Origin of the sequence: Serratia sp. S4 (genome assembly GCF_000347995.1) — a bacterium.
GTDB lineage: Bacteria > Pseudomonadota > Gammaproteobacteria > Enterobacterales > Enterobacteriaceae > Serratia > Serratia quinivorans.
The window spans coordinates 3,527,052-3,549,101 of the sequence record NZ_KB661120.1 but is presented as its reverse complement, the minus strand read 5'-3'; the positions used below and the strand labels follow the sequence as shown (position 1 = coordinate 3,549,101).

Genomic DNA, 22,050 nt, shown 5'->3' with positions numbered 1-22,050 from the left:
TGCGTATTACTTGAAGACCGGCAACAGACCCAGCAATGCCAGCACGTGTGCGACGGCGTTGATCACCCCGAACAGAATGATAAACAGGATCATCCCCCGGCCACCGGGAGCGCGATATTGCGCCTGGGCAAAGCGACGACGACTGGCGCGTGCCATCATGGCCGGTACGATCACCGCCCAAACGGTGGCCGCCAGCCCGGCGAAGCCGATGGCGTACAGGAAGCCGTTCGGGAACAGCAGGGCGGCTATGGTCGGTGGTGCAAAGGTCACCAACGCGGTTTTACTGCGCCCGGTGGTGTCATCACTGAATTTGAAGAAGTCAGCCAAATAATCAAACAGGCCCAGCGAGACCCCGAGGAACGAACTGGCCAGTGCCATATATGAGAAGGCGTTCAGCAGTTGGCCAACGGTCTGGCTGCTGGAAACGTTGCCCATTTGTTTCAGCAGGCTGCCGATATTGCCGCCTTCGGCAATCACCTGGCGGAAGGCATCGCGGGCGATATTGCCCTGAATCACATACTGCCACAGGATATAGATCGCCAGCGCCAGCAGCGTGCCGTACACCAGGCTGCGCACTACGGCACCGCTATCCTTGTGATAATACTTCACCAGTCCCGGCACATTGCCGTGATAGCCGAACGAGGTCAGCAGATAAGGCAGCGCCGCCAGGGCGTAAGGCAGATAGCTGGCCTGGCTGTCGCCCCGGTTGAACAGCACTGCCGGTTGCACATGAGTGAACATATCGCCCACCGACATCACAAAGGTGATCACCATACCGCCGATCAAAATGGTGCTCAGACGATCGACCGCACGGGTGGACAACCAGACGATAAACGCCACCACGATGGCAAACACCAGCCCGGCGGTGGTCTGCCCGACGCCGACGATGCCTTCCAGCGTGTGGGCGATAATTGAGCCACCGGCGGAAATATAGGCATAGGTCAGAATGTACAGCACAAAGGCGATGGAAATGCCGTTAATGGCGTTCCAGCTTTTACCCAGCAGATCCTTGACGATGGTATTGAAGCTGGCACCGCTTGGGTAATGCAGTGCAGCTTCGAGGATCATCAGGCCAGAGATCAGCATACAGGCCCAGGTATAAATCAGCAGCGCGACCGAGCCGCTGAACCACACGCCAGAAGTCACAATAGGAATGGAGAACATACCGGCGCCGACGGCGGTGCCTGCAATGATCATCGCGCCGCCAAGGACCGAAGGGCGGGAAAGCTTCTGGATGGTGTCCGCGGACATTTTTGCTCCTGAGTGGCCATAGCGGCCGCAAGTTCTTTTGTACTAGCTCAATGGTACAGGTGCGGTCGGCGCATGTAAAGCCGTGAAGATGCTTGTTTCATGCATTAATCGGTGTGAATAGGGCGATTTGAGGCGTGTTTTAGCCCGGCATGAATGCAAACGTTTAGCGGTTATAAGGGCGCGATGTAAAGATTGTTGGGCAAACCCGGATTCTGCTGGCGGCGGATGAGCGCTACTGATATTGTCGCGCTTCACTTCTGCCAGCCCACCGAGAGACTCGCTGATGGACTGCCGTGCCGACTGTGGCGCCTGTTGTATTGCGCCTTCAATATCCAGCCCGATCCCCGGCATGCCCAATGGCAAGCCTGCCAATACCCGCTGCATTCATCTGAGCGAGCAGCTACGCTGTGGTCTGTTTCACTCGCCATTGCGGCCCAAAGTCTGTGGCAGCCTGCAGGCCAGCCGCGAAATGTGCCACGATCACCGTGACGACGCGCTAATTTATTTGGCCAAGCTGGAAGCGGATACGGCCCCCTAAGCCGGTTTTACGCGTCTTTAAGCTTCCACAAGCACAGCACTGCGCCAACGACCATCGCCAGTGCGGAATAAAACACCGCGTGATAATTCCAGACTTCCGCCACTACGCCAGCGATGGAACCGGCAAAAATCCAGCCCACGCGAGTGGTGTTGGTAAACAGGGTGGTTGCGGCACCGGCCTGCCCGGGCATCAAATCCTGAAAATAGAGCATACCGATCCCCGCCAGTACGCCGATAAACGCCGCGTTAAGCAGTTGCAGGGCGATCAGTGGCCAGGTGCCGGTAATAAACAGCAGACCGAAGTAAAACAGCAGGCCCGCCACCACCGCCCAACGCATTAAAAAGCGCTTGCCGAAGCGTTTCGCCACCATGCCGGCAAGCAGCATGGTCGGTATCTCCAGCCCGGCCGCCGTACCCATTAATATCCCGGCCAGTCTTTCCGGCTGATGCAGCTCATGCACCATATACAGCGGCATATTGATCAGATACATGCTGTTGGCGGTCCACATAAAGGTGCAGGCCATAAACAGCAGCAGCGTATCGCGACGGTTGTGTCGCGGCGCCTCCAGCGTGGTGCTGGTGGCTACCGGCGTTTTGCGCATCGAGGGCAGCATTTTCCACACCAGCACGCCACACAGAATGAACGCCGCCGCGGCGGCCAGATACATCACTTTAAAACCGAACCCCAGGGCCAGTGCAAAGGCGATGGGCGGCCCTATGACCCAGGCGAGGGAAACCTGCGCCCGCAGGATTGAACTGAACATGACGGCTTCGCGACCGGTGCGATCGGCATGTTCGCGCGCCAGGGCGAACATCTGCGGGTTAGCGGTGGAACCGAAGCTGGTCAACATCACGCCGACCGCCAGTAACAGGTAATAATTGCGGTTCCAGGCGAACAGCACGCAGCCCAGCGCACCCAGCATGCAGCAGAGGAAAATCAGCGTTTTGCGATCGCCTTTTTGATCCGAACGGCGAGCGAGAAACTGGCTGACCAGAATGCCAATCACCGCGCTACCGGTGAAAAACAGCCCGACCATCGAGGGGCGCACCTTCACTTCCGTCGCCAGGAACAGGCTCAACGTAGGGGTCTGTAGCGCCCCGGCAATACCGGTGAGAAACGCCACCACTAAAAAAGCCAGTGAAGTGAGGTCGGGTGAGCGTCGCGTTGCCGCAGATGATGTAGACATAGAGGTCAGCAAATAGCCATCAATGAGGGATCCGGCGCATAATACGCCCATTTATTTGTAAAAAAAAGAAATGAACCGAAACCGGTTTCATTCCTTTTAATGGTAAAGTTTTTTCCGGTATAAAGGCATAAAAAAGGGCGATGTCACCATCGCCCCTGGTATTACGCTATGACCCGTTACGCGCCGGCCGGCACGTCGTGCGCGGTGTTTTTCAGCACTTCGCCCTGATATTTCTCGATCTGCAACTGGGCCATCTGGCCACAGTTCCCCTGCGCCAGGCTGGAGGAGCCGACGTCGAAGGTCAGACAGTTGACGTTGCCGTTCTTGCACAGCGAGCCCGGCTGAGAAGGATCGGCCGGATCGAACCAGGCCCCTTCGCTGATCCGTACCACGCCAGGGCGCACGTCTTCACTGACTACTGCACCGACCAGGATCTGGCCGCGATCGTTAAAGGCACGCACCAGGTCCCCGCTGGCGATACCGCGTGACTTGGCGTCCTGCGGATGGATCACAATCGCTTCCCGGTCTGCTACCGCATACTTTTTACGCAGCGGCGTATTGTCGAGCTGTGAGTGCAGACGGTTGATCGGGTGCGCGGTGTTCAGCGACAGCGGATATTTAACCGCCTCCGGCCCACGATACCATTCATGCGGTGGCATCCAGGTCGGGATGCCCGGGCAATCCTGATACTTCATTTTGGCAATGGCGTCGGAGTAGATCTCGATCTTACCGGATGGCGTACCCAACGGATTGAGCAGCGGATTTTCGCGATAGTCGGCGAAACGTACCCATTGGGTATTGGCCTCGGGCACCGGGAAACGCACATAGTTGTTGGATGCCCAGAACATGTCGAACGGCGGCAGGGCCACCCGGGCGGCGCGCGCCTGGGTTTTCATGTCGTCGTACATGCCTTTGAGCCACTGAGTTTCATCTTTGCCTTCGGTAAAGGCATCCTGCACACCCAACTTGGCCGCCATGGCCGCGAAGATATCGAAATCGCTGCGCGATTCATGCTGCGGCTCCACGCACTGATGCATTGGGAACACATACAGTTGCGAGTAGTCGCCGCCCATTTCCAAATCGTTACGTTCATAGCTGGTGGTGGCCGGCAGCACGATATCGGCGTGTTTGGCGGTGGCGGTCCAGTAAGGTTCGTTCACCACGATGGTGTCCGGCCGTTGCCAGGCCTTGACCAGATTGTTGGTGTCCTGGTGCTGGTGGAAGGTGTTGCCACCGGCCACATACACCATTTTCACTTCGGGGTAGGTGACCTGTGTGCCGTTGAAATTAATGGTCTTGCCCGGGTTGGTCAAGCATTCGGCGATGCGTGCCACCGGGATCGGGGCCGGTGAGTTTTTCGGCGCATTACCGGCAGAAATACCGGAAATGATGCCGCCTTTCGCCGTCGGGCTACCGCCGGAAGAGTAGTGATAGCTGAAGCCGAAGCCCCCGCCCGGCAGGCCAATTTGGCCGAGCATCGCCGCCACGGTGACCAACAGCCAGTGCTGCTGCTCGCCATGATGCTGACGTTGAATACCCCAACCGCCCATGATCATGGTGCGATTTTTCGCCATGTCGCGTGCCAGTTGGCGCAATACGTCGGCATCGACGCCGCAAACATCGGCGGCCCATTCGGCAGTTTTCGGTGTGCCATCGGTTTCGCCCAGCAGATAAGCCTGGAACTTGTCGAAGCCGGCGGTGTAGGTTTTCAGGAAGTCCGGGTTATGCAGTTTCTCTGTCAGCAGCGTGTGAGCGATACCGATCAACATGGCGCCATCGGTATAAGGGCGTGGAGCGATCCACTGGGCATCGATAAATTTGGCGCTGTCGTTATGCACCGGGTCGATGCTGATCACGCGGGTGCCTTTCTTCTTCAGCGCCTCAAAGCCGGTCTGGCCGTAGTGGTCCGGCACGTTCCAACTGTTTTTCAGCGTGATCATAGGGTTACAGCCCCACAATACCACCAGTTGGCTGTTTTCGATCACGTTCGGCCAGGCGGTTTGTTGTTCGTAAACCTCCATGGAGCCGACCACGTGTGACATGATCACCTGTGCGGCACCGGTGGAATAGTCACCGGCATAACCGAGGAAGCCACCGGTCAGGTTCATCAGGCGTTGCAGCAGCGTGCGGCTGTTATGCAGCATGCCGACGCTTTTCCAGCCATAGGAACCGGCATAGATTGACTGCGGGCCGTGATCTTTTTGCAGACGGGTGATCTCGCCACAAACCAGTTCAATCGCCTTGTCCCAGCTGACGCGCACCCATTCGTCGCGGCCGCGCAGCTCGGTATGGCTGCCGGGGCCGCCTTCCAGCCAGCTTTTACGCACCATCGGATATTTGATGCGGTTTTCGGCATGTACCTGGTAGGGCGCCATGGTGATCAGTTCGTTCGGGTAAGGATCGTCCTTGACCGGCTGCACGCCGACCATTTTGCCGTCCTGCACTATGGCTTCAAAAGCGCCCCAGTGTGCGCCGGTCAGAATGCCTTTTTGCGCCTGACGCAGCACCACAAATTGCGGCAGCGCCTGGCTGATGGCCTGCGCCAGCGCTGACTTGGGCCACAGGCCTGCCAGCAATGGGGCGGCGGCCAGCGCGGTAGCGCCGGTCAGGAAGCGGCGGCGGCTCATTTTTAACGCTTGTTGTTGATATTTGCTCATTTCGCTTCTCCCTTAAAGCTTGGCAGGTTTGGTTGGCTGCATGTCACTGGCGTGTTTCTGCACGTATTGTGTCAGAACGCGCAGTTGTTCCTGCGTCAGCGAGGTGCGTGGAGCCATGCCTTTAATAACGCCGATCCACTGGTTGGCGTTGAAGCGATCAAGGGCGGTCAGGCCGTGACAGCCGGTGCAGTTGGCCGACATCATATCTGCGGTGTAGCGCCAGATTTTTTGCTGATCGTCGATCAGTTGTTTGCGCGGCAGCCAGACCTGCAGGGAAACCTGGTGCCATACCAGGCCGGTTTCGGCATCGGTCATGGTGGTGCCGGTTTTCAGCAGTTTGCGAGCGTCTTCACCCAGCAGCACGCTAAGGATACGTTTGCCCTGTGCGGCATAGAACACCTCACTGACGCCGTCCTGCTGCCAGCCGGTGACGTTGGCCAGCACCTTGTCGCCTTCCTGTTTCACCACCTGAACTTCGGTGGATGGCATCAGGTTACCGGCGTTGTGGCTGTCGCCCGGTTTCAGGAAGAAAGGTTCAGTGGCAATGGTGTACAGCGTGGTGGCGGTAGGTGAGGTTTCAGCCGCGGCCTTCGCCAGTTCGGCTGCACCGGCCTGGGCGGCACCGCTCATGTCCGGCAGAATGTGCGCGACTCCTTTATGGCAATCAATACAGGTTTCGCCCTGCTTGATAGCCACCGGATGCTGAATGCGTGCTTCAGGCCGTTGGGCGGTGATATCCATGGCATCAAAGCTGTGGCATGAACGGCAGGTGGCGGAATCGCTTTCTTTCAGCGTTTTCCATACCGACCGAGCCATGGCCAGCTTATGCGCCTCATATTTTTCTGGCGTATCGATAGTGCCCACCATCTCGCCATAAATATCTTTTACCGCGCGGATCTTGGTCCACAGGTAATCGAGCGGTTCGTGTGGGACGTGGCAGTCGGCGCATTCAGCGCGGATCCCCTTGGTATTCTGGAAGTGAATGCTGCCCTGATATTCGGCCAGCGGTTGTTGCATGGTATGACAGGACACACAGAAGGCGGTGTCGCTGGTTTTGTGGAATACCGTGGCGGTACCCGCCAATAATGCTGCTCCGAGGATAATCCCCAACAGCAAAAGCCACAGCCATCCCCAGCGGTGCTTTCTTATCAAGCCAGTGAATTTATTGGTCATATTGAACCCACTTATAATTATGAAATACCAAGGAAAACCTTGCCAAAAAAAGTGCCGGCCGAGCGCCGACATACTTGAGGAAGTATAGGTAACATTAGCAATGACATCTAATACTATAGGGTTATTTTTAGCAGAAAAATGGCCATTTGAGGGATTTTACAGCGTTATATTCTGGGTTATATAACGCATTTTTTATGTGTCTTTATCAGCCCATGATTCAGATCACGGACAGATATGAAAAATACTGAACGAAAAGGCTATTTCGTCGGCTGGTAGGCCTGGCCTGTTTGCCAGAGATTAATGGCGTTACGGCTGGCTTCGAAGTGGGGTTCCGGTAACTTATTCGGAGAGCACCAACGCCATTCTGCACATTTTTCCGGTTCTTTGAGTTCTGGGGTGCCACCGGGATGCTGCGTCAATAAACAGACGGATATCGTATGCTTTCCCTCGGCGCGCCAGGTTTGCAGATTATTGCTGATGCCGATAAAAGTGGGTGGGGCGATGGTCAGCCCGGTTTCTTCGGCAATCTCACGCTGAGCGCACTGTTCAAAGGTTTCACCGGCATCCAGATGCCCGCCGGGAATCGACCAGAAAGGCGCGTGCTGACCGCAGCGTTTTCCCAGTAATATTTCCCCTTGTGCATTTACGATGATCACCCCTACGCCCGCCACTACAGTCATGCTTGTCTCCGTCAGCAAAATTTCAGCTTAGTATGTCATTTTAGCGCCGCGACGGATAACCCTTCGGGAAAAGTGTGCGTGAGGTCAAAAATCTATCACATCAATTTTGAGAAAACTTGCTTTCAGCCGGTGCTGCTCACACACTCCTTGAAACGTTTCAGCGTTATGGGCGCGATGATTCCGTACCGATAACGCTCCTTTTTCCCAATAAAGCTGAAACGATTCAATTCAGCAGGAGAGGAAAATCATGTTCCAGTTGTCACCGCAAGATATTCACCTGGGCGCAACTGCCGGCAGCAAGCAGGCAGCCATCCAGCAGGTTGCCGCCGCACTGACCGAAGCCGGCTGCGTCAGCGCCGCCTACGTGGACGGCATGCTGCAGCGCGAGCTGCAAACCTCCACCTATTTGGGTAACGGCATCGCCATCCCGCACGGCACTACCGATACCCGTGAACTGGTGCTGAATACCGGCGTACAGGTATTCCAGTTCCCGCAGGGCATTGAGTGGGGCGAAGGCCAAACCGCCTTTGTGGTGATCGGCATTGCCGCCCGCTCCGACGAACACCTGGCGCTGTTACGCCAGCTGACACACGTGCTGAGCGACGACAGCGTAGCCGAACAGTTGGCGAAAACCACCTCGACAGAAGAGCTGCGCAGCCTGCTGATGGGCGAAAAGCTGACGGCAGAATTCAAATTTGACGCTTCTCTGATCGCGCTCGATGTGGCCGCCGACAGCCTGATGACGCTGCAGGCGCTGAATGCCGGTCGTTTGCAGAAAATTGGTGCGGTCAACGCCCAGTTCGTCAGCGACGTCATTACCCGCAAGCCGCTGAATTTGGGGCAGGGTATTTGGCTGAGCGACAGCACCGAAGGCAATCTGACCAGCGCAGCCACCCTGAGCCGTCCGGTGCAGGCGTTTGACGAAGACGGCGAGAAAGTTGCGCTGCTGCTGACGCTGTCGGTGGCTGACCAGCAACCGCTGGCGGTGCTGAACTACCTGAGTGACCTGCTGTTGGCAAATAAAGCTGAACGCTTGCTGAACGCCGATGCCATCACCGTGCTGGCATTGCTGACCAGTGAGGTCGAAGAAGAAAATACCACCCTGAGTGCCGAGTACGTCATTCGTAACGAACACGGCCTGCATGCCCGTCCGGGGACGGCGCTGGTCAACGTAATCAAGAAGTTCGAGAGCGAAATTACCGTCACCAATCTGGATGGCAGTGGCAAACCGGCCAACGGACGCAGCCTGATGAAGGTCGTGGCGTTGGGCGTAAAAAAAGGACATCACCTGCGCTTTACCGCCAAGGGTGAAGATGCTGAAACGGCGCTGAAGGCGATCGGTGAGGCCATTAACGAAGGACTGGGCGAGGGCGCAGCATGAGCAGAAGAGTAGCAACAATTACCCTGAATCCGGCTTACGATCTGGTGGGTTTTTGCCCGGAGATCGAGCGCGGTGAAGTTAATCTGGTCAAAACCGCCGGTCTGCACGCCGCCGGAAAAGGCATTAACGTCGCCAAGGTGCTGAAAGATTTGGGCATTGATGTCACTGTGGGCGGTTTCCTGGGCAAAGATAACCAGGATGGCTTCCAGCTGCTGTTCAGCGATCTGGGCATTGCCAACCGCTTCCAGGTGGTACCGGGCCGCACCCGCATTAACGTCAAGCTGACGGAAAAAGACGGTGAAGTGACAGATTTCAACTTCTCCGGCTTTGAGGTGAGCGGTCAGGATTGGGAACGTTTCGTGACCGACTCCCTGAGCTGGCTCGGCCAGTTCGATATGGTGGCAGTGAGCGGCAGTCTGCCGGCCGGGGTTGATCCCGATGCCTTTACCGACTGGATGATCCGCCTGCGCGCTCAGTGCCCGTGCATCATTTTCGACAGCAGCCGTGAAGCCCTGGTTGCCGGCTTGAAAGCCGCGCCATGGTTGGTGAAACCCAATCGTCGCGAGCTGGAAATCTGGGCCGGTCGCCCGTTGCCACAGTTGGCTGACGTGGTTGAGGCCGCACATGCGCTGCGCGATCAGGGCATTGCTCACGTGGTGATTTCTCTCGGTGCCGAAGGGGCGCTGTGGGTCAATGCTTCCGGCGCCTGGATCGCCAAGCCACCGGCCTGCGAAGTGGTCAGTACCGTCGGTGCCGGCGACTCGATGGTCGGCGGCCTGATTTATGGCCTGCTGATGCGCGAATCCAGTGAACATACTTTGCGTTTGGCTACCGCCGTAGCTGCGCTGGCCGTCAGCCAGAGCAACGTTGGCGTGACCGACCGTCCACAGTTGGCCGCGATGATGGCGCGTGTCGACCTGAAACCTTTTAATCAATAGCGGGAGGCAGAATGAAAACACTGCTGATGATAGACAGTTCGCTGGGGCAGGCGCGTGGTCACCTGGCGAAACGCATGCTCGGCGCTGCTGCAGCGAAGGCCGGCCTGACGCTGGTGGAGTCCCCGGATGAGGCTGAACTGGTGGTGGTGGCGGGGCAATCTGCGCCTGCTGACGCCGCGCTGAACGGCAAGCGGGTTTATGTGGGCGATGTGGAACACGCGGTGCGTGAGCCGGAAGCCTTCCTGACGCAGGCTATCGCCGAGGCAAAAACCTGGCAGGCACCGGCAACGGCTGAACCGGTCAAAGCGGCGGGTCAAAAACGCATTGTGGCGATCACCGCTTGTCCAACCGGTGTGGCGCATACCTTTATGGCGGCAGAGGCGATTGAGAGCGAAGCCAAAAAACGCGGCTGGTGGGTAAAGGTTGAAACCCGCGGTTCCGTGGGTGCCGGTAATGCCATTACGCCAGAAGAAGTGGCGGCGGCGGATCTGGTGATCGTGGCGGCCGATATCGAAGTGGATCTGGATAAATTTGCCGGCAAGCCAATGTATCGCACCTCTACCGGGCTGGCGCTGAAGAAAACCGCGCAGGAACTGGACAAGGCGCAGGCCGAAGCCGAGATTTTCCAGCCGCAGAAAAGCGGTGCTCCGGCCGCGGCCGGCAAGAAGAAAGAGAGTGCCGGGCCTTATCGCCACCTGTTGACCGGTGTGTCTTATATGCTGCCAATGGTGGTGGCGGGCGGTCTGTGTATCGCACTGTCGTTCGTATTCGGTATCAAGGCGTTCGAAGTCAAAGGCACGCTGGCGGCGGCACTGATGCAGATCGGTGGCGGATCGGCATTTGCACTGATGGTGCCGGTGCTGGCTGGTTTTATTGCTTTCTCAATTGCTGACCGTCCGGGCCTTACGCCGGGGTTGATTGGCGGCATGTTGGCAGTAAGCACCGGAGCCGGTTTCCTCGGCGGTATCATTGCCGGTTTCCTGGCGGGTTATGTCGCCAAATTTATCAGCACCAAACTGCGTTTGCCGCAGAGTATGGAAGCGCTGAAGCCGATCCTGATCATTCCGCTGGTTGCCAGCCTGATCGTGGGTCTGATCATGATCTTCATCGTCGGTACGCCGGTGGCGAAAATCATGGAAGGTCTGACCCATTGGTTGCAGTCACTGGGTACCGCTAACGCGGTGCTGCTGGGCGCAATCCTCGGTGCCATGATGTGTACCGATATGGGTGGCCCGGTCAACAAGGCGGCCTATGCTTTTGGCGTGGCGTTGCTGAGTTCTTCGGTGTATGCGCCGATGGCGGCGATTATGGCTGCCGGTATGGTGCCACCGCTGGCGATGGGGTTGGCAACGCTGCTGGCGCGTCGCAAGTTCGACAAGTCACAACAGGAAGGCGGGAAAGCGGCGCTGGTGTTGGGCCTGTGCTTTATCTCCGAAGGCGCGATCCCGTTCGCTGCCCGTGACCCGATGCGCGTGCTGCCATGCTGCATCGCTGGTGGCGCGCTGACCGGTGCGTTGTCCATGGCGTTCGGCGCCAAACTGATGGCGCCGCACGGCGGGTTGTTCGTGCTGCTGATCCCGGGCGCAATCACTCCGGTACTGCTGTATCTGGTGGCGATTATCGCCGGTACGCTCTTGGCGGGCGTGTCTTACGCGCTGCTGAAACGTGCTGACGTCCCGGCGGCCAGCGTAGCTTAAGATTAGCGTTGGTAATAAAAAAACCGGAGTCCAGACTCTAATGCTTGTAAGTTAAGGTGATATTGTTCCCTCTCCTTTGGGAGAGGGTTAGGGTGAGGGGATACATACTAACGCGAAAGCCCCTCACCCCGGCCCTCTCCCTCGGGAGAGGGGGACGCCGACTTAAACAACGTCGTACATTCTTATTCAGAACTTTGCTTAACTGACCGGCATTAGAGTCCAGGCTCCGGTTTTTTATTGCGACAACTACTGCTGCGCCTTCAGCCAGGCGATCTCTTCCGCCCAGATATCCGGATTCACCGTTTCCAGGATCAGCGGGATATTGTCGAAGCGCGGGTCGCGCATGATGTAGCTGAACACCGTTTTACCGATGTTGCCCTCACCCAGACTGTGGTGACGGTCAACGCGACTGCCGAATTCGCTTTTGGCGTCGTTCAGGTGCATACCGCGCAAATACTTGAAGCCTACCACCTCACCGAGTTCCTTAAAGGTCTGTTCACAGGTTTCCTCGGTACGCAGATCGTAACCGGCGGCAAAGGCGTGACAGGTGTCGATGCAGACGCCGACGCGGCTTTTGTCTTCCACGCCGTCGATGATCGCCGCCAAATGTTCAAACTTAAAGCCCAGATTACTGCCCTGACCGGCGGTATTTTCGATCACCGCTGTCACACCGCTGGTTTTATCCAGCACCAGATTGATGGATTCAGCGATGCGTGCCAGGCATTTGTCTTCGTCAATTTGCATCAGATGGCTGCCAGGGTGGAAGTTCAGCAGCGTCAGCCCCAGTTGCTCACAACGTTGCATCTCATCAAGAAAGGCTTCGCGGGATTTTTCCAATGCCTCGGTCACCGGGTGGCCGAGATTAATCAGGTAGCTGTCGTGCGGCAGGATCTGTCCTGGGCCGTAACCGTACTGCGCGCAGGCGCTCTTGAATTTATCAATCACATCGGCAGGCAGCGGCGCTGCTTTCCATTGACGCTGATTTTTAGTGAACAGGGCGAATGCGGTCGCCTCTAATTCGTGCGCGCGGATAACCGCCTGATCCACGCCGCCTGACGCGCTGACATGTGCACCGACAAACTTCATTTTCATTCTCCTGTGTAATCGGCGTCATTATGGCATTGATAGCGGAAGGATTGAATGGCTGAAAAAGTTCAGGCCCGCGATGGCGGGCCTGAGGTAGTGGAATAATCGCGGGGTGAATCAGAGGAAGTGTTGCACCAGCAGGTTAATCGCACCGCCGCCGACAATCAGCCAGATGAACAACAGGGTGGCCAGCAGAATCGGTTTTACCCCCGCCTGGCGCACTGCGCTGATGTGGGTGGTCAATCCCAGCGCCGCCATGGCCATCGCCAGCATCCAGGTATCCGCAGTAATCAGATGTTTTACCAGCGTAGCCGGGATCAGGTTGAACGAGTTCAGCCCGGCGACGGCGATAAACAGCACGGCAAACCAGGGAATGGTAATGGCAGACTTTTCTGCTTTCTCACCGCTGTTGCCAGTGCTACGGCTGCGGCTGATAAACCCTGAAAGTACGACCAGGAAGGGTGCCAGCATCATTACGCGGATCATTTTGGAGATCACCGCAGCGTTTTCAGCATCCGGCCCGATGGCATGTCCGGCGGCGACGACCTGTGCCACTTCGTGGATGGTCGAACCGGTGAAGATACCGAAGCTTTCCTGATTAAACGGCAGCCATTGGAATTGTTCGTTCAGATGGTACAACCACGGATAAGCGAAGATTGCCAGCGTACCGAACACCACCACGGTGCTCACGGCGACCGCCACCTTATTGGCATCGGCTTTCAGTACCGGTTCGGTAGCCATGACCGCAGCCGCACCGCAGATGCTGCTGCCGGCACCGATCAGCATGGTGGTATGAGTGTCGAGGCCAAACACTTTCTTGCCCAACCAGCAGGCGAGCAGGAAAGTGGTGGTGAGCGTTAACGCATCAATGATGATACCGGTAGTGCCCACATCGGCAATTTGCTGAAACGTCAGGCGGAAGCCGTAAAGGATAATGCCCAACCGCAGCAGGCGCTGTTTGGCGAACTGAACGCCGCTGTGAGCGCTGGGCTGTAACCAGGGGTACAGCGTATTACCTACCACAATGCCGAGTAAAATCGCCAGCGTCAGCGCTCCCAGCCCCAGTCCGGCCACCCATGGAATATCACCGATCCAGACGGCTAACGCGGTGATAGCCCCGGTCAACAGTAGCCCTGGGATCAGGTGAGGTAAACCGAACAGGGCAAATTGCCGAGTGGGGAAATTATGTGTGGTATTGGTCGCCATAAGTCAGCCCTTTTAATCAAAATCTTGAGCACAGACTACGTTCTGGCTGCATAAAAGAGAAATTGATTATATGGTTATAACCTATCTGAATAAGTGGTTAATCGACATGGGCGGCTTTCATGCTGATTTCTGCAAACGTGGTACCATTAATAGTATTCACCCTGTGCGTTGTTGCCGGTCAGCAGCGCAGATTTTGCATTAATTTCAGTGACTTTTTTCGATGTCACCTTTGCTTAAAACCGAGACGCTATGCATATCACCTTACGTCAATTGGAAGTGTTTACCGAAGTGCTTAAGAGCGGTTCGACCACGCAGGCTTCGGTAGTTCTGGCGTTATCACAATCGGCGGTCAGCGCCGCGCTGGCCGATCTGGAAGGGCAATTGGGCGTGCAGTTGTTTGACCGCGTGGGCAAGCGTTTGGTCATTAATGAGCATGGCAGGTTGCTGTACCCGAAGGCGCTGGCACTGCTGGAGCAGGCGGGGGAGATTGAACAACTGTTCCGCCATGACGGCGGTGCATTGCGCATCAGTGCCAGCAGCACCATCGGCAACTATATGCTGCCGGAGATGATCGCCCATTATCGGCATGATTTCCCCGCTTCACCGTTGGAACTGAACGTCGGCAACAGCCAGGACGTGATCGGCGCTGTGGCGGATTTCCGCGTCGATCTGGGACTGATTGAAGGCCCTTGTCATATGCCGGAACTGATCACTCTGCCGTGGCTGGAAGATGAATTGGTGGTATTTGCCGCGCCGGACAACCCGTTGGCCGGGCAACCACTGACCCTGGAAATGCTGGCCACAGCCCCCTGGATCCTGCGTGAGGGTGGATCGGGGACGCGCGAGGTGCTGCACCATCTGCTGCTGGCGCACTTGCCGCACTTCCAGCTGGTGATGGAACTGGGTAATTCGGAAGCGATCAAACATGCGGTTCGCCATGGCATGGGGATCAGTTGCCTGTCGCGGCGTGTGATTGGCGAACAGTTGGCCAGTGGCGTGCTGGTGGAGCTGAATATCCCTTTACCGCCGCTGATGCGCACCCTTTATCTGATCCATCACCGGCAAAAGCATATCTCCAACGCGCTGCAGCGTTTTCTCGGATACTGTGGGTTTCAGCCTCAATAGCGTCTCCGAAAGCAGTAAAAAAGCATAAAAAGCTGCTCCCTGTCACATTAATGACAGTAAGTAAGGTATTCTGGCCTGTCGCTAATAATTAGCCCTGAATTATGAAGCTATCTTATATCAGTGGAATGTTATTAGTTCGCCGGCGGGTATTTGTTACAATCCGCCCTCATTTTTTTTGACCAGCAGATAGGGTAAGAATGGCTCAGCAGGATATAAAAACAACATCGGAGCAAGCAGTGCCCGGATTACGCCGCGAGCTGAAAGCTCGGCACTTAACCATGATTGCTATTGGTGGCTCTATCGGCACCGGTCTGTTTGTCGCCTCTGGCGCTACGGTTTCTCAGGCCGGTCCGGGCGGGGCACTGCTGTCTTACGCGCTGATCGGACTGATGGTTTACTTCCTGATGACCAGCCTGGGCGAATTGGCAGCCTTTATGCCGGTGTCCGGCTCTTTCTCCACCTACGGTGCCAAATACGTAGAAGAAGGCTTTGGTTTCGCGCTGGGCTGGAACTACTGGTACAACTGGGCGGTGACCATCGCCGTTGACCTGGTAGCCTCGCAGCTGGTGATGACCTATTGGTTCCCGGATACGCCGGGCTGGATCTGGAGCGCACTGTTCCTTGGCCTGATGTTCCTGTTGAACTACATCTCGGTCAAAGGCTTCGGTGAAGCGGAATACTGGTTCTCGCTGATCAAAGTGACCACCGTCATTATCTTTATCGGTATCGGCGTGCTGATGATCTTCGGCATCCTCAAGGGGGGCGAGCACGCGGGCTGGCAGAACTGGACTATTGGCGATGCGCCGTTTGCCGGGGGCTTCTCGGCGATGATAGGCGTGGCGATGATAGTCGGCTTCTCGTTCCAGGGTACCGAGCTTATCGGCATCGCGGCCGGCGAGTCGGAAAACCCGGGCAAAAATATCCCGCGCGCTGTGCGTCAGGTGTTCTGGCGTATCCTGCTGTTCTATATCTTCGCCATTTTGATTATCAGCCTGATCATTCCTTATACCGATCCGAGCCTGCTGCGTAACGATGTGAAAGACATCAGCGTCAGCCCGTTCACGCTGGTCTTCCAGCACGCCGGCCTGCTGTCGGCGGCGGCGGTGATGAATGCGGTGATCCTGACGGCGGTGCTGTCCGCCGGTAACTCCGGGATGTACGCTTCCACCCGCATGCTGTTTACCCTGGCATCGGAAGGCAAAGCGCCGCGTATTTTCGCCAAACTGTCGAAGGGCGGGGTGCCACGCAACGCGCTGTACGCCACTACCGTGGTTGCTGGCCTGTGCTTCCTCAGCTCAATGTTCGGCAACCAGTCGGTTTATCTGTGGCTGCTGAACACCTCGGGGATGACCGGCTTTATCGCCTGGTTGGGGATTGCCATCAGTCATTACCGTTTCCGTCGCGGCTATATGATCCAGGGGCGTGATCTGAACGATTTACCTTACCGTTCCGGTTTCTTCCCGTTGGGCCCGATCTTTGCGTTTGTCCTGTGCCTGATTATCACGCTGGGGCAGAACTATCAGGCGTTCCTGCAAGACCGCATCGATTGGTACGGCGTGACCGCAACTTATATCGGTCTTCCGCTGTTCCTGATTATCTGGTTCGGCTACAAGCTGACGCGCGGCACCCGTGTCGTGAAGTACAGCGAAATGGAATTCCCGAAAATGGACGTGAAGTAATCCCTGTCTATGCCCGTTAAATTTCAGGCTGCAGCTGACCGTTCGGCCGCAGCCTGAAACTAATCCTTTCCTTTTATCCCCAGCGCTTGCTGCGCCGCCGTCATCAGGCTTGCTACCGTTTTATAATCCTGGGTTAACGCCAGTACTCCGGTATTCAACCGCAACGTCACCTCACCGAATGCGCCAAAGTCGTAAGGCACCTCCAACGGTGGAACGATACGCGCCAAAAATTCGCCTTCGGAACCGTAAGGCAGGCCGTGCACCAGGATCAGAAACTGACCACCGCTATAGCGGCAGACAAAATCGCTCGGGCGCACCAGCATTTTCAGGCGCTCGCCGATGGTGCGTAACACGTCATCGCCGATCAGCACCCCGTGGCTCTGGTAGAGCGCCGCCAGTGGGGTGAATTCGATAATAAACAGGTGAGATAGCGGGTGGATCGTCGTGGCGGGATGGCAAATTTCTTGCATCACCGCTTCACCGCCTGCGCGGTTAAGGAAACCGGTCAAATGATCGCGATGGGCCGCTTTTTGTTTTTCTGCGGTGAGGGTGACGTATTGTGCGACCTGACGATGGTAAAACGCGATCAGTCCATAAGCCAGCAGCAGCCACAGCGGGAGGATATCCGCCAGTAAAAACAGATTTTGTACGCGTGACAGCGGTGCGGCCAACAGATAGGGCAGGGTCAGCAGCATAATTTCCAGCAGGGCAAAACGCGGGGCGGCGGCATGACGCTGCATCAGCCAGAATGCCAGCGCGGTGATCAACAGGCCGGCGGACAGGATCAGTAGCATACGGCCTGAAAGCATCGCCAGCAGTGCAATTGCGCCCACCAGTGCACACCACAGCAGTACCGTCACCAGCATGGCTGTTGGCCTGATAGGGGGAGTGACGCGCGCCAGCCACCAGCGCCCGGCGGTCAGTAATGCCAGCAACGCCAGCAGTGCAGCCGCGATTGCCAGGTTGCTCAGCCAGCCATACGCCAGCAGCAGCAGTGCCACACCGGCTGCATTCAGCCAGGGAGTGGTGGGGGATGGCACCAGCGTAAGCCGCATTTGGCGTTGAAATTGGGCGTTATCAGCCTGATGCGAACTTTGTAGCAGCCAATTCAGTAGCGCAGGTTTTTTAGGCGTTAACGTTGGGGAGCGACTTCTCATGGCGGCCTCTTTAGTAAAGGGCCCGCTAACGGGCCCTAAATATCCGGCATAAGGTGCCTGGTACACCCTTTGCCGGTCTGGCTTTGGATTCTATGTGGTTTTGTTGCAATTTGTCATAGTCGGGCGCGGGGCGGCCAAACTTTCGGAATTATTAACCCTGTACGCCATCGGAAGCTTGTCGGACCTGATTGGCTAATAGTCTTATAAAATAAAGCGTTACACATTAACATGGCAGGTAATAGCTATTGGTATGATTGATAAGTATTATCGTTTGCTTTATTGTTATCGGCTGCTTATCCCGTTCAAGCGGCCGTCTGGCGCGCCGCCATGGTCATTGTCGTAACAGGTATCCGAAATAATGAGCGTATCCACCGATCCTCTGTCTGACGCCAAGGGGCAACCCGACGTCAACGTTATGGGGCGTTATCACCATATTCTCCGCCACCGTTTATTGATGATGGGGGTGTTGGCATTGGCGATTTTGGGTTCGCTGCTGCTGGATTTTACCCTGGGGCCATCCGGACTTTCGCTGTCCTCCCTGTGGCAAACGCTGATTGATCCTGCGGCTGCAGATGCCGGTACGCGGGTGATTGTCTGGGATATCCGTTTGCCTTACGCCTTGATGGCCGTGGTGGTGGGGTTTGCGCTTGGCCTGGCCGGGGCAGAAATGCAAACCATCCTGAATAACCCGCTTGCCAGCCCCTTTACCCTCGGGGTTTCTTCTGCCGCCGCTTTCGGCGCGGCACTGGCCATTGTGCTGGGGATTGGCGTGCCGGGCATTCCTGACCAGTGGTTTATTTCCGCCAATGCGTTTATTTTCGCCTTGTTTGCCGCATTGATGCTGGACGGCATTACACGCTGGACGAGGGTTGCCACCTCTGGGGTGGTGCTGTTCGGGATTGCGCTGGTGTTCACCTTTAACGCGCTGGTCTCCATGATGCAGTTTATTGCCAGCGAAGATACGCTGCAGGGGCTGGTGTTCTGGACGATGGGTAGTCTGGCCCGCGCCTCCTGGGACAAACTGGGCATCCTGCTCGGCGTATTTGCCGTGCTGCTGCCGTTGTCTATGATGAGCTCGTGGAAGTTGACCGCGCTGCGTCTGGGTGAGGATCGGGCGGTGAGCTTCGGCATCGACGTGCGCCGCCTGCGCCTGACCACCTTGCTGCGTATCAGTATTCTTTCCGCATTGGCGGTGGCATTTGTTGGCCCGATTGGTTTTATCGGCCTGGTAGCGCCACATATCGCCCGCATGATTTTCGGTGAAGATCATCGTTTCTATCTGCCGGCCAGTGCGTTGATTGGCGCACTGGTGCTGTCGATGGCCTCAGTGGCCTCGAAAAACCTGATCCCGGGGATCATCATTCCGGTCGGCATCGTCACCTCGCTGGTGGGTGTGCCGTTCTTCCTGAGTATTATTCTGCGTCATCGGGGGAATGTATGAGCCAGGGATTGCGTATCGAGCATTTCTCCGCCGGTTATCCGAAGCGTCAGGTGATCGGCAATTTAGCGGTGCCAATGTTGCCACGTGGCCAAATCACCGTGCTGTTGGGGCCGAACGGCAGCGGCAAGTCGACGCTGCTGCGCTCGCTGGCCGGGCTGAACCCGGCGCAGGGGCAACTGTGGCTCGATGATATCGATCTGATGCAGATGCCCTTTGCCCGTCGGGCCGAGAAAGTGGTGTATTTGCCGCAATCGTTGCCTGCCGGAGTGCATTTGCACGTGCTGGAGTCGATCATTGTGGCGCAACGCGCCTCGGGCGGCCGCAGCAACGCCGGCAGTGAGTCGGAGGTTATGGCATTGCTGCAGCAGCTTGGCATCGCACATTTGGCGCTGAGCTACCTCGACCAGCTTTCCGGCGGCCAGAAACAGCTGGTTGGCCTGGCGCAATCACTGATCCGTCAGCCTTCGCTGCTGTTGCTGGATGAACCGCTGAGCGCGCTCGATCTTAACTACCAGTTCCATGTGATGGATTTGGTGCGCAAAGAGACGCGTAAACGCAATATCATCACAGTGGTGGTGGTGCATGACATCAATATAGCTCTGCGCCATGGCGACCATGTGTTGATGCTGCAGGACGGTGAATTGATTGCCGACGGTGCGCCGGAAGAGGTGATCACGCCGCAGAGTTTGGCGCGGGTTTATGGCGTTCGCGGACGTATTGAGCGTTGTTCACAGGGCACCCCACAGGTGTTGATCGACGGATTGGTGAACCAGCCGGTGGTTTGAAAAAACCTGAAAAATTATAAGGCCCCGATCTCGGGGCCTTTTTTATCGCATCAGAAGTTGTAGGTCATGCCGACGGTGTAACGACGGCCATCCAACACGGTATTGTAGTTATCGTAATCGACGGTTTTATCGAGGATGTTGTAAACCCCACCGGTAACCTGCAGGTTTTTATTCGCCTGGTAGCTAAGGCCAGCGTCAACAAAGGTGTAAGACGGTGTGCTCTTGGCCATCGATGCTCGGCTCATGTAGTCCGATGTCTTACTGCGGAAGTTAACGCGGGACCACAGGCTGACGTCGTGAGTTGCCTGCCAGTCCAGCACGCTGTTAACCATATGCTTCGGCATCTGGTTCAGTGGTTTGCCCTGGAAATCCCCACTTTTTTGCTCTGATGAGGTATAGGTGTAGTTGGTGTTCCACTTCCAGTCTTTGCTGATTTGCCAGCCAAAGGTGGCCTCTACGCCACGCATATTGGCTTTATCGACGTTAGTACGGTCGCTGATAAAGTAATAAGGCGTGTCGCCGATCATGCATTGCGCGTCGCCGTCGCCGCTGTCGCAGCGGCGCACTTCGGTAATTTTATCTTTGAAGTCGGTGTTAAACAGGGTAACGCCGGCGTTCAGGTTTTGCTGGTTATCCCACATCACCCCGATCTCTTCGCTCAGGCTTTTTTCTGGCTGCAGGTCCGGATTGCCGATGATGATTGAAGTGCGGCCACCGCCGGTGATTTGCCCCCAATTGGCTGAGGATTGACGCAGATCCGGTGAACGGTAACCGGCAGAAACGCCGCCTTTCAGCGTCCATTGCTCGGCCAGGTGCCAGACGCCGTACATGCGCGGTGTCCAGTGGTTGCCGTAGTTCTGGTCCTGATCCATACGGATGCCGCTGGTCAGGCTGAAATCGTTGGTCATCGCCCATTCGTCTTCGGCAAACAGCGCCCAGCTCCAGCGCGTCAGTTTGTTCAACCCATCCGCTGCTGCCAACTGATTGCCACCGTCGCTCAATTTTTCGTAACGGTACTGGCCGCCGAGATTCAGCATATGGTCGCCGAGGTCAAACTGGGTTTGCGTATTGAAGATAGTGTTGTACATCTTCATGTCGCGGCCCGGGTTATTGGTTTCTTCGCGCTGAATGTAGCTGGTGGTATTGCCGAAGTCGTAATAACCGTTATGGGTTACGGCGTAGTTGGTCCGGGTGTAGAGGCTGTCGCTGGCGCTGTTAGCCGTGCATTTATTGTTACGGCAGTTTTCAGTCGCCATGGATTTGCCCGGCGTACTGTCACGATCCTGCAAAGAGCGGCCAATTTCGAAATCAAAATCGTTCTGTTCGTTTGGCGTCAGGTTGAATACCGCGGTGCCGCTGCGCATGCGCTGCTCGCTGTAGCCATTGAGGATTTGGTCCTCGGCGCGGCGGGACAGCAGGCCATTGACCCGCAGACCCAGCAGGCCTTCAATCAGCGGACCGGAAGCGTAGGCGTTAGTCTGGAACAGATCGCCGGAGTTGCTGTTCTCCTGGAAGGTGGCATCGCCGTGCAATGAACCTTTCCAGCCCTGGGTATTGGAGGTTTTGCGGGTGATCACGTTGATCACGCCGCCCATGGCATCAGAACCGTACAGCGAAGACATCGGGCCGCGCACCACTTCAATGCGCTCAATGGCTTCCAGCGGCGGCAGCCAGCCCTGCTCAATACCCGAGTTATCGCTGTTCGGGCGGGTGCCACGGGTGTCCACGCGTTTGCCATCGACCAGAATCAGGGTGTATTTAGAGGACATGCCGCGGATGCTGATATCGCTGTTGCTGGCCCCGCCGGTTACCACCACGCCCGGTACGTCTTTCAACGCGTCGGTAATGTCGCGGTAGGCTTTGTCTTCAATCTGTTGGCGCGGGATCACCGAGATAGAGGCGGGGGAGTCCTGGATTTTTTGCTGGAAACCCGAGGCGGTCACCACCATGGTGTCCTGAGCGTCATTCTGTGGTGCGGCGAACGCGCCGGCGCTGCCGAGTGAGGCAATAATCAGTGCGGTGAGCTGGTTATAACGTGGCTTTTCCATGAGGCAAACCTTTCCTGGTCTG

Annotated in this window: 17 protein-coding genes; 8 read left to right on the top strand and 9 right to left on the bottom strand. The window is 56.7% G+C overall.

Annotated features, from left to right (window positions below; all coding sequences use genetic code 11):
* Positions 1–6 precede the first annotated feature (6 nt).
* A complete protein-coding gene (gene mtr / locus SERS4_RS0117290; protein WP_017893441.1) occupies positions 7–1,251 on the bottom strand; it encodes a tryptophan permease in 1,245 nt (414 codons plus the stop codon).
* 283 nt (positions 1,252–1,534) lie between these two features.
* Here mtr and SERS4_RS0117285 point away from each other — a divergent pair, with 283 nt between their 5' ends.
* Positions 1,535–1,789, top strand: a complete 255-nt coding sequence (locus SERS4_RS0117285; RefSeq protein WP_017893440.1) for a YkgJ family cysteine cluster protein — start codon at positions 1,535–1,537, stop codon at positions 1,787–1,789.
* 7 nt (positions 1,790–1,796) lie between these two features.
* Here the strand turns inward: SERS4_RS0117285 and SERS4_RS0117280 are convergent, their stop codons facing one another.
* The 4 genes from SERS4_RS0117280 to SERS4_RS0117265 form a co-directional block, all read right to left on the bottom strand.
* A complete protein-coding gene (locus tag SERS4_RS0117280) occupies positions 1,797–2,975 on the bottom strand; it encodes a sugar efflux transporter (RefSeq protein WP_026142455.1) in 1,179 nt (392 codons plus the stop codon).
* Between the two features lie 176 nt (positions 2,976–3,151).
* Positions 3,152–5,632 (bottom strand): trimethylamine-N-oxide reductase TorA, encoded by a 2,481-nt coding sequence (gene torA / locus SERS4_RS0117275; protein WP_017893438.1) that lies wholly within the window; start codon positions 5,630–5,632, stop codon positions 3,152–3,154.
* A 12-nt stretch (positions 5,633–5,644) separates the two neighbouring features.
* Positions 5,645–6,805, bottom strand: a complete 1,161-nt coding sequence (locus tag SERS4_RS0117270) for a NapC/NirT family cytochrome c (protein ID WP_017893437.1) — start codon at positions 6,803–6,805, stop codon at positions 5,645–5,647.
* Between the two features lie 257 nt (positions 6,806–7,062).
* A complete protein-coding gene (locus tag SERS4_RS0117265) occupies positions 7,063–7,485 on the bottom strand; it encodes an NUDIX hydrolase (protein ID WP_012145947.1) in 423 nt (140 codons plus the stop codon).
* Between the two features lie 247 nt (positions 7,486–7,732).
* Here SERS4_RS0117265 and fruB point away from each other — a divergent pair, with 247 nt between their 5' ends.
* The 3 genes from fruB to fruA are packed head-to-tail and all read left to right on the top strand — an operon-like array spanning position 7,733 to position 11,501.
* Positions 7,733–8,866 carry a fused PTS fructose transporter subunit IIA/HPr protein gene (fruB, locus tag SERS4_RS0117260; protein WP_017893436.1) on the top strand — a complete coding sequence of 378 codons (1,134 nt, stop codon included), beginning with the start codon at positions 7,733–7,735 and terminating at the stop codon, positions 8,864–8,866.
* Entirely contained in the window at positions 8,863–9,804 is a 942-nt protein-coding gene (gene fruK, locus SERS4_RS0117255; protein ID WP_012145945.1) for a 1-phosphofructokinase, read from the top strand. Before fruB ends, fruK begins: the two co-directional genes overlap by 4 nt.
* An 11-nt stretch (positions 9,805–9,815) precedes the next feature.
* On the top strand, positions 9,816–11,501 hold the full coding sequence (fruA, locus tag SERS4_RS0117250; RefSeq protein WP_017893435.1) for a PTS fructose transporter subunit IIBC: 1,686 nt from the start codon (positions 9,816–9,818) through the stop codon (positions 11,499–11,501).
* 246 nt (positions 11,502–11,747) lie between these two features.
* Here fruA and nfo read toward each other — a convergent pair whose 3' ends face one another.
* Positions 11,748–12,587 (bottom strand): deoxyribonuclease IV, encoded by an 840-nt coding sequence (nfo, locus tag SERS4_RS0117245; RefSeq protein ID WP_017893434.1) that lies wholly within the window; start codon positions 12,585–12,587, stop codon positions 11,748–11,750.
* A gap of 117 nt (positions 12,588–12,704) precedes the next feature.
* Positions 12,705–13,793, bottom strand: coding sequence for a YeiH family putative sulfate export transporter (locus SERS4_RS0117240; protein WP_012145942.1), 1,089 nt, complete (start codon positions 13,791–13,793; stop codon positions 12,705–12,707).
* Positions 13,794–14,042: 249 nt separating this feature from the next.
* Between SERS4_RS0117240 and yieE the strand changes: the two genes are divergently transcribed.
* Together yieE and SERS4_RS0117230 are read left to right on the top strand one after the other, a co-directional pair.
* Positions 14,043–14,918, top strand: coding sequence for a DNA-binding transcriptional regulator YeiE (yieE, locus tag SERS4_RS0117235; protein WP_012145941.1), 876 nt, complete (start codon positions 14,043–14,045; stop codon positions 14,916–14,918).
* Between the two features lie 197 nt (positions 14,919–15,115).
* Entirely contained in the window at positions 15,116–16,597 is a 1,482-nt protein-coding gene (locus SERS4_RS0117230) for an amino acid permease (RefSeq protein ID WP_012145940.1), read from the top strand.
* 59 nt (positions 16,598–16,656) lie between these two features.
* On the opposite strand, the gene SERS4_RS0117225 is transcribed toward SERS4_RS0117230, so the two are convergent.
* Positions 16,657–17,754 carry a diguanylate cyclase domain-containing protein gene (locus SERS4_RS0117225; protein WP_026142454.1) on the bottom strand — a complete coding sequence of 366 codons (1,098 nt, stop codon included), beginning with the start codon at positions 17,752–17,754 and terminating at the stop codon, positions 16,657–16,659.
* Positions 17,755–18,112: 358 nt separating this feature from the next.
* Between SERS4_RS0117225 and SERS4_RS0117220 the strand changes: the two genes are divergently transcribed.
* Together SERS4_RS0117220 and SERS4_RS0117215 are read left to right on the top strand one after the other, a co-directional pair.
* A complete protein-coding gene (locus SERS4_RS0117220; RefSeq protein WP_012145938.1) occupies positions 18,113–19,195 on the top strand; it encodes an iron ABC transporter permease in 1,083 nt (360 codons plus the stop codon).
* Positions 19,192–19,980 (top strand): ABC transporter ATP-binding protein, encoded by a 789-nt coding sequence (locus SERS4_RS0117215; RefSeq protein WP_012145937.1) that lies wholly within the window; start codon positions 19,192–19,194, stop codon positions 19,978–19,980. Before SERS4_RS0117220 ends, SERS4_RS0117215 begins: the two co-directional genes overlap by 4 nt.
* Positions 19,981–20,030: 50 nt before the next feature.
* On the opposite strand, the gene SERS4_RS0117210 is transcribed toward SERS4_RS0117215, so the two are convergent.
* Positions 20,031–22,028 (bottom strand): ligand-gated channel protein, encoded by a 1,998-nt coding sequence (locus tag SERS4_RS0117210; protein WP_012145936.1) that lies wholly within the window; start codon positions 22,026–22,028, stop codon positions 20,031–20,033.
* Positions 22,029–22,050: the final 22 nt, after the last annotated feature.